Source organism: Luteimonas wenzhouensis (assembly GCF_007859305.1).
Classification (GTDB): Bacteria; Pseudomonadota; Gammaproteobacteria; order Xanthomonadales; family Xanthomonadaceae; genus Luteimonas; species Luteimonas wenzhouensis.
This window is the reverse complement of sequence record NZ_VOHE01000002.1, coordinates 350,231-363,889: the sequence shown is the minus strand read 5'-3', so window position 1 is coordinate 363,889 and position 13,659 is coordinate 350,231. Positions and strand designations below refer to the sequence as shown.

Sequence of the window (13,659 nt, the reverse complement as noted above, 5' to 3'; positions counted from 1 at the left end):
AACATGACCATCACGCAACCACGCCGCCTGGCGGCCGGCATGCTCGCCGCCCTGGCCGCGCTCGCGCTCGCCGCGTGCAGCGGGCAGCCTTCGACCCCGGCGGCCGGGCAGGCGGCCGGGGAGGCGAGCGCCGACCCGGCGCCGCCGGTCCACTTCGACTGGTTCGAGTACACCGGCCGCGACGCTGCGTTCGAGGAACCGCTGCCGGAAGGACACTTCCGCAACCCCATCCTGGCCGGCTTCCATTCCGACCCCAGCATCACCGCGGCCAACGGCAAGTTCTACCTCGTGGCCTCGACCTTCTCGTTCTTCCCCGGCATCCCGGTGTTCGAGAGCGAGGACCTGGTGCACTGGACGCAGGTCGGAAACGCCATCCATCGCCCCGGGCAGCTGGACTTCGACGGCCTGGGCATGTCGCGCGGCGTGTTCGCGCCGGCGATCGAGTACCACGACGGCACCTTCTACGTGGTCAACACCTCGGTCGACGCCGGTGGCAACTTCATGGTCACCGCCAAGGATCCGGCCGGCCCCTGGTCCGACCCGATCTGGCTGCCGACCATCGGCGGCATCGATCCGTCGCTGTTCTTCGACGACGACGGCAAGGTCTACATCCTCAACAACGACGAGCCGGAAGTGCCGGTGCGCTACGACGGCCACCGCGCGATCTGGCTGCAGGAGATCGACATCGCCAGCGGCAAGCCGTTCGGCCCGCGCAAGGTGCTGATCGACGGCGGAGTGAAGCCGGAAGAGAACCCGATCTGGATCGAAGGCCCGCACATCTACAAGGTCGACGGCTGGTACTACCTCAGCGACGCCGAAGGCGGCACCGGCCCGCAGCACTCGCAGGTGGTCCTGCGCAGCCGCGACGTGTGGGGGCCGTACGAGCCCTACGAGCACAACCCGATCCTCACCCAGCGCGACCTCGACCCCGACCGCCCGCTGCCGGTGACCAACGCCGGCCATGCCGACATGGTGCAGGGGCCGGACGGCACCTGGTGGGCCACCTTCCTGGCCAGCCGCAACTACGGCCGCGACCACTACAACACCGGCCGCGAGACCTTCCTGCTGCCGGTGACCTGGAAGGACGGCTGGCCGGTGATCCTGCCGCGCGGCGAGAAGATCCCGTACGTGCTGCCGGGTCCGTCGTGGATGAAGACGCCGGCCGACCAGGCGCCGATGACCGGCAACTTCACCTGGCGCGACGAGTTCGACGTGGTCGAGCTCGGCAAGGGCTGGATGACGCCGCGGGTGCCGAAGACCCAGTGGTACGACGGCAGCTCGCGCCCGGGCTGGCTGACCATCCATCCGCTGCGCGAACGCCTGGACGCCAAGGTCAACATGTCCTTCTACGCCCGCCGCCAGCAGCACCTCGTGTTCGAGGCCTCCACCGCGCTGGAGCCGCCGGCGCCGGGCGTGGCCGCCGGCCTGGCCGCGTTCCAGGGCGACGACCACTGGTACTTCCTGGGCGCGCGCCGCGACGGCGACCGGCTCGAGGTGTTCCTCGAGAAGAAGGCGGGCGAGGGCGATCCGGAGGTGGTGGCCACGCAGTCGATCGCAGCCCCCGGCCAGCTCGTCCTGCACATCGAGGGCGACGAAGGCCGCTACGGCTTCGGCTTCGACGGCGGCGAGGGCGTGCAGTGGCTGGTGCGCGACGCCGACGGCACGATCCTGAGCACCGACGTGGCCGGCGGCTTCATCGGCGCCACGCTCGGCCCCTACGCGCGCGACGAACGCGCCGCGCAGTGACATGACCCGCGGGAGGGACACGGACATGCAGGTACACCCGCCACAGGCATCCGCTCGCCGCACCGGACCGGCCCTGCGCCGGCTGGCGCGCGCGTGCGCCGCCACGCTCCTCGCCGCGATCCCGGTCGTTGCGCTCCAGGCCGACGACGGCGACCGCCCCTGGCTCGACACCTCGCTCGGATTCGAGGAACGCGCCGCCGCGCTGGTGTCACGGATGACGTTGGAGGAGAAGGCCGCGCAGATGCAGAACGACTCCCCGGCGATCGAACGCCTCGGGGTGCCGGAGTACGAATGGTGGAACGAGGCCCTGCACGGCGTGGCCCGCGCCGGCGCCGCCACCGTGTTCCCGCAGGCGATTGGCATGGCCGCGACCTTCGACGTGCCGCTGATGGACCAGGTCGCCAGGACCATCAGCGACGAGGCCCGCGCCAAGCACCACGAGGCCCTGCGCAACGGCCAGCACGGCCGCTACCAGGGCCTGACCTTCTGGTCGCCGAACATCAACATCTTCCGCGACCCGCGCTGGGGCCGCGGCCAGGAGACCTACGGCGAGGACCCGTTCCTCACCGCGCGCATGGGCGTGTCGTTCGTGCGCGGCCTGCAGGGCATGGATCCGCGCACCGGCGAGCCGCTCGACCCGGTGCACCGCAAGCTCGACGCCACCGCCAAGCATTTCGCCGTCCACAGCGGGCCCGAGGCCGACCGCCACACCTTCGACGTCCATCCCAGCCCGCGCGACCTGTGGGAGACCTACCTGCCGGCGTTCGAGGCACTGGTGAGGGAAGGGCGCGTCCAGGCGGTGATGGGCGCCTACAACCGCGTCTACGGCGAATCGGCGAGTGCCAGCAAGCTGCTGCTGCGCGACATCCTGCGCGAGCAGTGGGGCTTCAAGGGCTACGTGATGTCCGACTGCTGGGCGATCGTGGACATCTGGGAGAACCACAGGATCGTCGCCACGCCCGAAGAGGCGGCAGCGCTGGCGGTGAAGAACGGCACCGAGCTCAACTGCGGCAGCACCTATGCCGAGCACCTGCCGGTGGCGGTGCGCAAGGGCCTGATCAGCGAAGCCGAGCTGGACGACGCGCTGACCCGGCTGATGACCACGCGCATGGAGCTGGGCATGTTCGACCCGCCCGGGTCCGTGCGCTGGGCGGACATCCCGTACGAGGTCAACCAGGCGCCGGAACACGACGCGCTGGCGCGGCGCGTGGCGCAGGAGTCCATCGTGCTGCTGAAGAACGACGGCGTGCTGCCGCTGTCGAAGGACATCCGCCGGCTGGCCGTGATCGGTCCGACCGCGGACGACACCATGGCCCTGCTCGGCAACTACTACGGCACCCCGGCCGATCCGGTCACGGTGCTGCGCGGCATCCGCGAAGCGGTGCCGGGCGTGGAGGTGGTGTACGCGCGCGGCGTGGACCTGGTGGAAGGACGCGAGGACCCGGCGGCCACGCCGCTGATCGAGCCGCAGTACCTGCGCCCCGGCACCGGCACCAACGAGCGCGGCCTGCGCGGCGAGTACTTCCGCAACAAGGACCTGGCCGGCGAACCGGTGCTGGTGCGCGTGGATGCGCAGATCGGCTTCCGCTGGGACCGCGGCTCGCCCACCGACAACCTGATGGCGCGCGGCGAGGCCGGTCCGGACAACGCGGTGCCCAACGACGGCTTCAGCATCCGCTGGAGTGGCCAGCTGCTGCCGCCGGTGAGCGGACGCTATCGCCTCGAGGCCGGCGCCAACGACGGCTTCCGCCTCTACCTGGACGGCGAGCTGCTGCTCGACCGCTGGGAGGACGCCGAGCGCCTGCGCGCGGACTCGGTCGAGGTGGAGCTCGAGGGCGGCCGGGCCTACGACATCCGCCTGGAGTACTACGAGCACGAGCGCGACGCGGCGGTGCGCCTGGCCTGGGACCTGCCCGGCGCGAAGCCGCCGTTCGAGGAGGCGATGGAGGCCGCGCGCAGCGCCGATGCGATCGTCTTCGTCGGCGGGCTGACCGGCGACGTCGAGGGCGAGGAGATGAAGGTCGACTTCCCGGGCTTCGCCGGCGGCGACCGCACCGACATCCGCCTGCCCGCGACGCAGCAGCGGCTGCTCGAGGCGCTGCACGCCACCGGCAAGCCGGTGGTGCTGGTGCTGACCACCGGCTCCGCGCTGGGCATCGACTGGGCGAAGGACCACCTGCCCGCGATCCTCGTCGCCTGGTATCCGGGGCAGCGCGGCGGCAATGCCGTGGCCGACGTCCTGTTCGGCGACCACAACCCGGCCGGCCGCCTGCCGGTGACCTTCTACAAGGCCGACGAACCGCTGCCCGCGTTCGACGACTACGCCATGGAGGGCCGGACCTACCGGTACTTCCGCGGCGAGCCGCTGTATCCGTTCGGCCATGGCCTGTCGTACACGACGTTCGAGTACGGTGACGTGCGGCTCGACCGTGCGACGGTCGATGCCGGTGGCCGGGTCACCGCCACCGTCAGCGTGCGCAACGGCGGCACGCGCGCCGGCGACGAAGTGGTGCAGCTGTACCTGCGGGCGCTGGAACCGAAGCGTCCGCGCGCGATCCGTGAACTGCGCGGGTTCGAGCGGATCCACCTGGCGCCGGGCGAGTCGCGCGAGGTCACCTTCACCTTTGCGCCGGAGAAGGACCTGCGCCACTACGACGAGCAGGCCGGCGCCTACGCCGTCGATCCGGGCCGCTACCTGGTGGAAGTGGGCGCCTCCAGCGCCGACATCCGCGCCAGCGCCGAGGTGGAGGTGCGCGCGCCGTGAACAGCGTGTGGCCCATCGCGCACGACGGCGGAGCCGCGACCGGGCCGGCGGCGCGGCTGTCGCCGGCCACCCTTCCGGGCCTGCCGGCCTCCGTGCAGCGACCCGGGTACGACCGCGACGCCACCCGCATCGGCATCGTCCATTTCGGCCCCGGCGCGTTCCACCGCGCCCACCAGGCGGTGTACGTCGACGACCTGCTGGCGCACGACCCGGGCTGGGCGGTCTGCGCGGTGTCGCTGCGCAGCCCCGACGTGCGCGACGCGCTGCAGCCGCAGGACGGCCTGTACACGCTCGCGCTGCTGGGCGAGCGCCCCTCGCTGCGGGTGATCGGCTCGATCCGGGAGGTGCTGTGCGCGCCGCAGCAGCGCCGCGCGGTGATGTCGCGGCTGGTCGATCCCGACGTGCGCCTGGTGACGCTCACCATCACCGAGAAGGGCTACTGCCTGTCGGCCGACGGCATCGACGCGGCGCACCCCGACGTCAGCCGCGACCTGGTCCAGCCCGAGCAGCCGATCACCGCCATCGGCTGGCTGGTCGCCGGCCTGCGCGAGCGCCGCGAGCGCGGACTGGCACCCTACACCGTGCTCAGCTGCGACAACCTGGCCGACAACGGCGGCCGCCTGCGCCGGGCGGTGCTCGACTACGCGCGCCGCGTCGATCGCGGCCTGGCCGGCTGGATCGAGGACCACGTCGGCTTCCCGCGCTCGATGGTGGACAGCATCACGCCGGCCACCGACGATGCGCTGCGCGCGCAGGTCGCATCCGCGCTCGGCGTGGAGGATGCCTGGCCCGTGCAGCGCGAAGCGTATGCGCAGTGGGTGGTGGAGGACGACTTCCGCGCCGGACGTCCCCCGTTCGAACGCGTGGGCGTGGTGATCAGCAGCGAGGTCGAGGGCTGGGACCGGGCCAAGTTGCGCCTGCTCAACGCGCCGCACTCGGCGCTGGCCTACCTCGGTTTGCTGACCGGCATGGGCACGGTGGCCGAGGCGATGCGCGAACCGGTGCTGGCCGGGTTCATCGAGCGGATCATGCGCGAGGACATCCTGCCCACGCTGGCGCTGCCGGTCGGCTTCGATCCGGACGCCTACATCGGCGCGGTGCTCGAGCGCTTCCGCAACCCCGCCATCGCCCACCTGCTGTCGCAGATCGCCTGGGACGGCTCGCAGAAGCTGCCGGTGCGGGTGCTGGGCACGATGGCCGACGCACTGGCGCAGGGCGGGCGCATCGACCGGCTGGCGCTGGTCGTGGCCGGCTGGCTGCACTTCGTCGTCCGGCAGGCGCGTGCGGGGGCGGAGCTGTCCGATCCGATGTCCGCGCAGCTGCTGCGGATCGGCGCGGCCGCCACCGGCGACGCCGCGCACGACGTCGCCGGTTTCCTCGCCCTGGAGTCCGTGTTCGGCGCCCTGGCCACCGATGCCCGCTTCGTCGCGGCCGCGGTCGAAGCCTACGCTGCGCTCGGCGACGGCGGGCCGGCGGCCGTGGCGCGCGCGCTCGCCGCCGCCGTACAGGCCTAGCCTTGGAAGCCCAGGCCCGCCACCTTCAGCCGCACCCGCGCGAGGAACTTGTGCGAGGTCATGTACAGCGTGCGGCCGTCGTCGCCGAAGGCGCAGTTGGCGATCGCGCTGCCGGTCTCGATCCGGCCCAGGCGGGTGCCGTCGGGCGCGAATACCAGCACGCCCCCGGGGCCGGTGGCGAAGATCGTGCCGTCGGCCGCCACGGCAATGCCATCGGGCAGGCCCGGCGCGTCGTCGCCGACGAGGTCGGAGGCATCGGCGAACTGGCGGCGTTCGACCACGTCGCCGGCGGCATCGAGCGTGTAGGCGATCCAGACCGGGTGGTCCGGGTCGGAGTTCGCGACGTAGAGCGTGTTGCCGTCCGGCGAGAGCGCGATGCCGTTGGGCCGGGTGAGGCTGTCGTCGAGCAGGTGCACGGCCCCGTCCGTGTCGATCCGGTAGACGCCGTTGTGCGGCAGCTCCTTCGCCGGCGATTGGTCGAACTCCTTGAGCCCGTACGGCGGATCGGTGAAGAACACCGCGCCGTCGGCGCGCGCGACCACGTCGTTGGGGCTGTTGAAGCGCTTGCCGCCGAAGCGGTCGGCGAGGGTGGTGCGCGACTTGTCGCCCGGCTTCAGGCGCGCGACCAGGCGCGAGCCCGAGTCGGCCAGCAGCACGCTGCCGGCGCTTTCGGCGAACAGGCCGTTGGCCCCGGCCTCGCGCAGCTCCTCCAGCGGCGGGCCGTCGTAGCCCGAGGGCTCGAGGAACACCGACAGGCCGTCCGGTTCGGACCAGCGGTACATCCGGTTCTCGGGCACGTCGTTGAACAGCAGGTAGCCGCCGTCGGCCACCCAGGCCGGGCCTTCCGACCAGGTGAACGTGTCGGCGGTGAGCTTCTCGACGCGCGCATCGCCCTCGACCACGTCGGCGAACGCGGCATTCCACGTGGTCAGCCGGCCGACGGCTTCCAGCGGCGCGGTGGCTTCGCGATCCGCGCCTGCGGCAGCATCGGCCGGGCCGCCGTTCGTGCCCGGCTGGGGCGAGCACGCGGCGAGGGCGGCGGCGAGCGCGGCGGAGAGCAACGTGGGCATCGGTCGCATCAGCATGTCCTTGGAAGTGGCGGCCGCGTGATCATAGCCGCTGCGTGCGGCGCAACGCGGCGCGGACGCGGTTGCATGCGCAACCGCTGCCGCGCACTCCACGCCCGATCCACTATCGTGGCAGGCGCCGCCCGCGCCCCGCGCAGCCGCGCCGCGCCCGCGCGCGCCCGCCCGGGCCCCGCGCACCGCCACTCCATTGCCACGGAACATTCCGCATGCACAGCCTCCTGACCCGCCATGCCACGACCCAAGGGCCCCGCTGGGCGCTCGACGGCCGCTACCTGCCGCAGGACTTCACGCTCTCGCGCTGGCTGGCGGGGTCCAGCACCGGCGCGCGCGACGCGCTTGCCGCCCTGCCGCCGGGGGAAGCCGCGGATGCGCCGCTGCTGGCGCCGGTCGAGGACCACCAGGAAGTGTGGGCCAGCGGCGTCACCTACCTGAGCAGCCGCATGGCGCGCGAAGCCGAGTCGCAGACGGCCGACGTCTACCAGCGCGTGTACGGCGCCGACCGTCCCGAACTGTTCTTCAAGGCCAACGGCTGGCGCGTCGTGGGCCACGGCGCGCCGATCCGCGTGCGCGCCGACAGCCAGTGGGACGTGCCGGAACCGGAACTGGTGCTGGTGATCGGCGCCGACGGCGGCATCGTCGGCTACACCACCGGCAACGACGTGTCCTCGCGCAGCATCGAAGGCGAGAACCCGCTGTACCTGCCGCAGGCCAAGGTCTACGACGGCAGCTGCGCGATCGGCCCGGGCATCCGCGTATGCGATGCGGCCCGGATGCGCGACCTCGCGGTGGCGCTGGAGATCCTGCGCGACGGCGCCACTGTGTTCGCGGGCGCCACCCGTACCTCGCAGATCAAGCGTGGCCTTGAGGAACTCGCCGGCTGGCTGCTGCGCGAACTGCACCAGCCACACGGCGCCTTCCTGTTCACCGGTACCGGCATCGTGCCGGGCGAAGATTTCACCCTGCGATCCGGCGACGTCGTCCGCATCGACATCGACGGACTCACCCTGGAGAACCCCGTGTCATGAGTACCTCCCCCGACCTGCAACCGATCCTGCTCGACGGCGCCTGGCGCCCGTCGCGTTCCTCCGGCAGCTTCCACGCCTGGAACCCCACCACCGGCGAGGCCATCGTCGACCACCACTACCCGATCTCGGGTTGGGACGACATCGAGGCCATGCTCGAGGCGGGCAGGGAGGCGGCCGCGCACATGGCCCGCCTGCCGGCCGACACCATCGCCGGTTTCCTCGAGCGCTACGCCGACGCCATCGAGGCGCGCGCCGAAGCGCTGATCGAAGCCGCGCACCGCGAGACCGGCCTGCCGGTGGAGCCGCGCCTTCGCAACGCCGAGCTGCCGCGCACCACCGGCCAACTGCGCCAGGCGGCGGAGGCCGCGCGCGACGGCAGCTGGCGCCGCGCGACCATCGACACCTCCGCCGGCCTGCGCTCGATCCACGCGCCGCTGGGCGGCCCGGTGGTGGTGTTCGGCCCGAACAACTTCCCGTACGCGTTCAACGGCATCGCCGGCGGCGACTTCGCCGCCGCGATCGCGGCCGGCAACCCGGTGGTCGCCAAGGCGCATCCGTCGCATCCGCGCACCTCGGTGCTGCTGGCCGAAGCCGCGCTGGAGGCGGCGCAGGCCGCGGGTCTGCCGTCGGGCGCGGTGCAGATGTTCTTCCGCTGCCCGGGCGAACTGGGGCTGCGTCTGGTGGCGGACCCGCGCGTGGGCGCGGTCGGGTTCACCGGCGGCCGCGGCACCGGGATGAAGCTCAAGGCCGCGGCCGACGCGGTGGGCAAGCCGATCTACCTGGAAATGTCGAGCGTCAACCCGGTGTTCGTGCTGCCCGGCGCGCTGCGCGAGCGCGGCGCCGCAATCGCCGCCGAGCTGCACGGCTCCTGTGCGATGGGCGCGGGCCAGTTCTGCACCAAGCCGGGCATCAGCGTGGTCGAGAAGAGCGACGAGGCCGAAGCGTTCGTCGAGGAGTTGCGGCGGCTGGCGCAGGCGGCCAGGCCGGGCGTGCTGCTCTCGCCGCAGGCGCCGAAGGACATCGCCGCGACGGTGGCGCAACTGCGTGAGGCGGGCGCGGAGCTGCTCGCCGGCGGCGCCATCGCCGACGAGGTCCCGGGGTTCGCGTTCCAGCCGACCCTGCTGCGGGTGTCGGGCGAGGCGTTCCTGGCCAATCCCGATGCGCTGCAGTCCGAGGCCTTCGGCCACGTGCACCTGGTGGTGGTGGCCGGTTCCCTCGCCCAGATGCTGCAGGTGGCCGAGGCCATGGAAGGCAACCTCACCGGCACCCTCTACAGCCACGGCGACGGCGACGACGATGCCGCCTACGACACGATCGCCCCCGTCCTGCGCACCCGTGTCGGCCGCCTGCTGAACGACAAGATGCCCACCGGCGTGGCGGTGAGCGCGGCGATGAACCATGGTGGCCCGTTCCCCGCCACCGGCCACCCGGGGTTCACCTCGGTCGGCATTCCCGCGTCGCTGGTCAGGTTCTCCGCGCTGCACAGCTATGACAACGTGCGCGCGCACCGGCTGCCGTCCGAGCTCCAGGACAAGAACCCTGACGGCCGCCTGCTGCGGCTGGTCGACGGCGAATGGACCACGCGTGACGTCTGATGGCGCCCGCGCCCACTCCCTCCCCCCGCTTGCGGGGGAGGGCCGGGGCGGGGACGCCCCCGCGCGCATGAGGCTGCGTGTGCTGCCAGGCGTCCCTTGCCCCCATCCCAGCCTTCCCCCGCACGCGGGGGAAGAGGTGCGCCTGCGCCGTGCATGCAGGCTTGCGGAAGCGCGACTGCGTGATCCGCGGCCCCTGACCGCTGATCGCACCCGTGCCTGCTCCCTCCCCCGCTTGCGGGGGAGGGCCGGGGTGGGGGCCCCGCGGCGCATGGGGCTGCGTGTGACGCCAGGCGTCCCTTGCCCCCATCCCAGCCTTCCCCCGCACGCGGGGGAAGGGGCCTGCGCACGCCTTGCGTGCCGGCCGGTCACCCACATGGATCGCCGCGCATGACCCCCACGCCGCCTGCCCTCGACGTCCTGCTCGGCGACGGGTCGGCGATCGCCGCTTCGCGCACGTCCGGCGAAGGGCCGCCCGGTCGGCTGCCGATCGACGAACGCATGCTGCGCGAGGCGCCGAGCGGGCACCTGTTCGGCATGACCCAGAACGCCGGCATGGGTTGGCGCGCGTCGGAAGTCGGGCGCGATCCGTACCTCATCGTCAGCACCCAGGGCGGCCTGCGCGCCGAGGACGGCCAGCCGGTCGCGCTCGGCCTGCACACCGGCCACTGGGAACTCGACCAGATGGTGCGCACCGCCGCGCGCACCTTCGCCGGGCACGGCGCGCTGCCGTTCGCGGTCGCCTGCTCCGATCCCTGCGACGGCCGCACCCAGGGCACCGCGGGGATGTTCGACAGCCTGCCGTACCGCAACGACGCGGCGGTGGTGATGCGGCGCCTGGTGCGCTCGCTGCCGGTCCGCCGCGGCGTGCTCGGCGTGGCGACCTGCGACAAGGGCCTGCCGGCGATGATGCTGGCGCTGGCAGGCTGCGGCGACCTGCCGGGCGTGGTCGTGCCCGGCGGGGTCACGCTTCCCGCGCGCGGCGCCGAGGACACGGCGATCGTGCAGACCATCGGGGCGCGCTTCTCGCACGGCCTGATCGACCTCGAACACGCCGCGGCCATGGGCTGCCGCGCCTGCGGATCGCCGGGCGGCGGCTGCCAGTTCCTCGGCACCGCGGCCACGGCGCAGGTGGTCGCCGAAGCGCTCGGCATCGCGCTGCCGCACAGCGCGCTCGCGCCCTCGGGCGAACCGGCGTGGACCGACATCGCGCGCCGGTCCGCGCTGGCGCTGATGGCGCTGGCGGGTCAGGGCACGCCGCTGTCGGCGATCGTCACCCGCGAGGCGGTGGAGAACGCACTGGTGGTGCATGCCGCGTTCGGCGGCTCGACCAACCTGCTGCTGCACGTGCCGGCCATCGCGCACGCCGCCGGCGTCCAGCGCCCCACGGTCGACGACTGGATCCGCGCCAACTGCGCCACGCCGCGCCTGGTGGACGCGCTGCCAAACGGCCCTCGCCACCATCCGACGGTGCAGGTGTTCCTGGCCGGCGGCGTGCCCGAGGTGATGCTGCACCTGCGGCACATGGGGCTGCTGCACCTCGACGTACTCACCGTCACCGGCCGCACCCTGGGCGAGAACCTCGACTGGTGGGAGCACAGCGACGCGCGCCGCATCGCCCGCGAACGCCTGCGCGAGGTCGATGGCGTCGACCCCGACAACGTGATCATGGCGCCTGACGTGGCCCGCGCCGCCGGCCTGACCAGCGCGCTGGTGTTCCCGCGCGGCAACATCGCGCCCGACGGCTCGGTGATCAAGGCCACCTCGATCGATCCGTCGGTGGTCGATCCCGACAACGTCTACCGCCACACCGGGCCGGCGAGGGTGTTCGCCACCGAGCGCGACGCGATCCGCGCGATCAAGTCGAAAGGCGACGACGCCGTGCGCGCGGGCGACATCATCGTCCTCGCCGGTTGCGGCCCCGCCGGCACCGGCATGGAGGAGACCTACCAGCTCACCTCCGCGCTCAAGCACCTGCCGTGGGGCAAGCACGTGGCGGTGATCACCGATGCGCGCTTCTCCGGCGTGTCCACCGGCGCCTGCATCGGCCACGTGGGCCCGGAAGCGCTGGCCGGCGGCCCGATCGGGCGCCTGCGCGACGGCGACGTGATCCGGATCAAGATCGACCGCAACCGCCTCGAAGGCCGGCTCGACTTCATCGGCACCGACCGCGAGGCACCGCTCGATCCGGGCGTTGCGGCGGCACTGCTGGCCACGCGCGAAGTGCATCCCGCCATCGCCCCGCATCCGAAGCTGCCTGCCGACACCCGCCTGTGGGCCGCACTGCAGGACGCGAGCGGCGGTACCTGGGGCGGCTGCGTCTACGACGTCGACCGCATTCTCGACACCCTGCGCGCCGGCCGCGAGGCGCTGCGCGCGCGCAACCACGACGCACCAGGCACGGACACGCACCAGAACTGACGGCAGCCGCCGGGGAGGGCGCACCGCATGACCATGTTCCTGATCATCGCAGTGGCGATCGCGCTGCAGATCTTCCTGACCTCGCGCAAGCTCAGCCCGTTCCTGTCGCTGCTGGTGGTCGCCATCCCGATGGGCCTTGCGCTGGGCATGTCGCCCGAACAGCTGCTCAAGACCATCGACAACGGCGTGGGCAGCACGCTCGCCGGGCTGGCGCTGGTGATCGTGCTCGGCGCGATCCTCGGCAAGGTGCTGGAGGAAAGCGGCGCGGCGGAGAAGATCGCCAACACCCTGATCGCGCGCTTCGGCGAGAAGAACATCCAGTGGGCGCTGCTGCTGACCGGATTCCTGGTCGGCATCCCGCTGTACTTCAACGCCGGCTTCATCATCCTGCTGCCGCTGATCTTCTCGCTGGCGCGCCGCACCGGCCTGCCGATCCTGTACCTGGCCATCCCCACCGTGGCCTCGCTCAGCACCACCCACTGCTTCCTGCCGCCGCACCCGGGCCCGGTGATCCTGGTCAACGCCTTCGGCGCGGACATGGGCAAGACCCTGCTCTATGGCATCGTGATGGCGATCCCCGCGGTGGTGATCGCCGGCCCGTTCCTCGGCCGGCGGATGCAGGTGATCAACCCGCCGATGCTCGACCTGTTCGCCTCCAACACCGGGCACAAGGAGCTTCCGGGCGCCTGGAGCTCGTTCCTGATCGCGCTCTCCCCGGTGTTGCTGATCAGCGTCTCGGTGCTGGCCGACGCGCTGCTGCCGGAAGGCGCCGCGCGGACCGCGCTGCTGTTCCTCGGCAACCCGACCATCGCCCTGCTGACCTCGACCCTGGCCGCGTTCTGGTGGCTGGGCTGGCGCCGCGGGGCAAGCCTGGAGACGCAGACCAGGTGGCTCAATGCCGCCATCGCCGGGATCGCCGTGATCCTGCTCATCATCACCGCCGGCGGCGTGTTCAAGCAGGTGCTGGTGGACAGCGGCGTGGGCGCCGAGATCGCCGCGTTGAGCGAAGCCTGGCACATGCCGCCGCTGATCTTCGCCTGGCTGGCCACCGCGCTGCTGCGGGTGATGATCGGCTCGGCGACCGTCGCCGTGATCACCGCTGCCGGCATCGTCGGCCCCCTGATCGCCACCACCGGCGCCTCGCCCGAGCTGATGGTGCTCGCCGTCGGCGCCGGCAGCGTGTTCGGCTCCCACGTCAACGACTCCGCGTTCTGGATGTTCAAGGAGTTCTTCAACCTGTCCATGAAGCAGACGTTTGCTTCCTGGACGGTGATGGAGACGACCATCTCGATCGTGGGCCTGGCGGGGGTGTTGCTGCTGGAACTGGTGGTGGGGTGATATCCGGAAGTCGCGTCCGCCCGCGAGGACGGGAAGGCGCGGGAACCTCTTCCGGCACTGGAGCAAGCCGTTGGCTCCCGGAGCCAGGCAACCTGCGAAGGCGCTTGACGACACGTGCCGGGCCGCCCGTTTGACTGCATCTCTGGCAGAGCTGTGCGCAGCGATGGACGT

At 72.2% G+C, this 13,659-nt stretch carries 8 protein-coding genes; 7 read left to right on the top strand and 1 reads right to left on the bottom strand.

The window, feature by feature from the left end:
• Positions 1 to 3: 3 nt before the first annotated feature.
• The 3 genes from FQY79_RS05035 to FQY79_RS05025 are packed head-to-tail and all read left to right on the top strand — an operon-like array spanning position 4 to position 6,024.
• Complete coding sequence (locus tag FQY79_RS05035; RefSeq protein WP_246123007.1) at positions 4 to 1,746, top strand: glycoside hydrolase family 43 protein; 1,743 nt, start codon at positions 4 to 6, stop codon at positions 1,744 to 1,746.
• A gap of 25 nt (positions 1,747 to 1,771) precedes the next feature.
• Entirely contained in the window at positions 1,772 to 4,510 is a 2,739-nt protein-coding gene (locus FQY79_RS05030; RefSeq protein WP_146311378.1) for a glycoside hydrolase family 3 C-terminal domain-containing protein, read from the top strand.
• The gene (locus FQY79_RS05025) at positions 4,507 to 6,024 is read left to right on the top strand and encodes a mannitol dehydrogenase family protein (protein WP_246123006.1); all 1,518 of its coding nucleotides are present in this window, start codon (positions 4,507 to 4,509) and stop codon (positions 6,022 to 6,024) included. The genes FQY79_RS05030 and FQY79_RS05025 overlap by 4 nt, the downstream gene beginning before the upstream one ends.
• Here the strand turns inward: FQY79_RS05025 and FQY79_RS05020 are convergent.
• Positions 6,021 to 7,103, bottom strand: coding sequence for an SMP-30/gluconolactonase/LRE family protein (locus FQY79_RS05020; protein WP_146311376.1), 1,083 nt, complete (start codon positions 7,101 to 7,103; stop codon positions 6,021 to 6,023). The genes FQY79_RS05025 and FQY79_RS05020 overlap by 4 nt on opposite strands.
• Before the next feature lie 215 nt (positions 7,104 to 7,318).
• On the opposite strand from FQY79_RS05020, the gene FQY79_RS05015 reads away from it, so the two are divergent.
• The 4 genes from FQY79_RS05015 (at position 7,319) to FQY79_RS05000 (ending at position 13,488) form a co-directional block, all read left to right on the top strand.
• Complete coding sequence (locus FQY79_RS05015; protein WP_146311374.1) at positions 7,319 to 8,137, top strand: fumarylacetoacetate hydrolase family protein; 819 nt, start codon at positions 7,319 to 7,321, stop codon at positions 8,135 to 8,137.
• Positions 8,134 to 9,732 (top strand): aldehyde dehydrogenase (NADP(+)), encoded by a 1,599-nt coding sequence (locus tag FQY79_RS05010; RefSeq protein ID WP_146311372.1) that lies wholly within the window; start codon positions 8,134 to 8,136, stop codon positions 9,730 to 9,732. The genes FQY79_RS05015 and FQY79_RS05010 overlap by 4 nt, the downstream gene beginning before the upstream one ends.
• 387 nt (positions 9,733 to 10,119) lie before the next feature.
• Entirely contained in the window at positions 10,120 to 12,150 is a 2,031-nt protein-coding gene (locus tag FQY79_RS05005) for a YjhG/YagF family D-xylonate dehydratase (RefSeq protein WP_146311370.1), read from the top strand.
• Between the two features lie 27 nt (positions 12,151 to 12,177).
• Positions 12,178 to 13,488: a GntT/GntP/DsdX family permease gene (locus FQY79_RS05000; protein ID WP_146311367.1), complete on the top strand. Its 1,311-nt coding sequence runs from the start codon at positions 12,178 to 12,180 to the stop codon at positions 13,486 to 13,488.
• Positions 13,489 to 13,659: the final 171 nt, after the last annotated feature.

Coding starts and splice junctions, on each gene's coding strand:
- FQY79_RS05035 (WP_246123007.1), top strand. CDS start 4: ATGACCATCACGCAACCACGCCGCCTGGCGGCCGGCATGCTCGCCGCC.
- FQY79_RS05030 (WP_146311378.1), top strand. CDS start 1,772: ATGCAGGTACACCCGCCACAGGCATCCGCTCGCCGCACCGGACCGGCC.
- FQY79_RS05000 (WP_146311367.1), top strand. CDS start 12,178: ATGACCATGTTCCTGATCATCGCAGTGGCGATCGCGCTGCAGATCTTC.
- FQY79_RS05015 (WP_146311374.1), top strand. CDS start 7,319: ATGCACAGCCTCCTGACCCGCCATGCCACGACCCAAGGGCCCCGCTGG.
- FQY79_RS05010 (WP_146311372.1), top strand. CDS start 8,134: ATGAGTACCTCCCCCGACCTGCAACCGATCCTGCTCGACGGCGCCTGG.
- FQY79_RS05005 (WP_146311370.1), top strand. CDS start 10,120: ATGACCCCCACGCCGCCTGCCCTCGACGTCCTGCTCGGCGACGGGTCG.
- FQY79_RS05020 (WP_146311376.1), bottom strand. CDS start 7,103: ATGCGACCGATGCCCACGTTGCTCTCCGCCGCGCTCGCCGCCGCCCTC.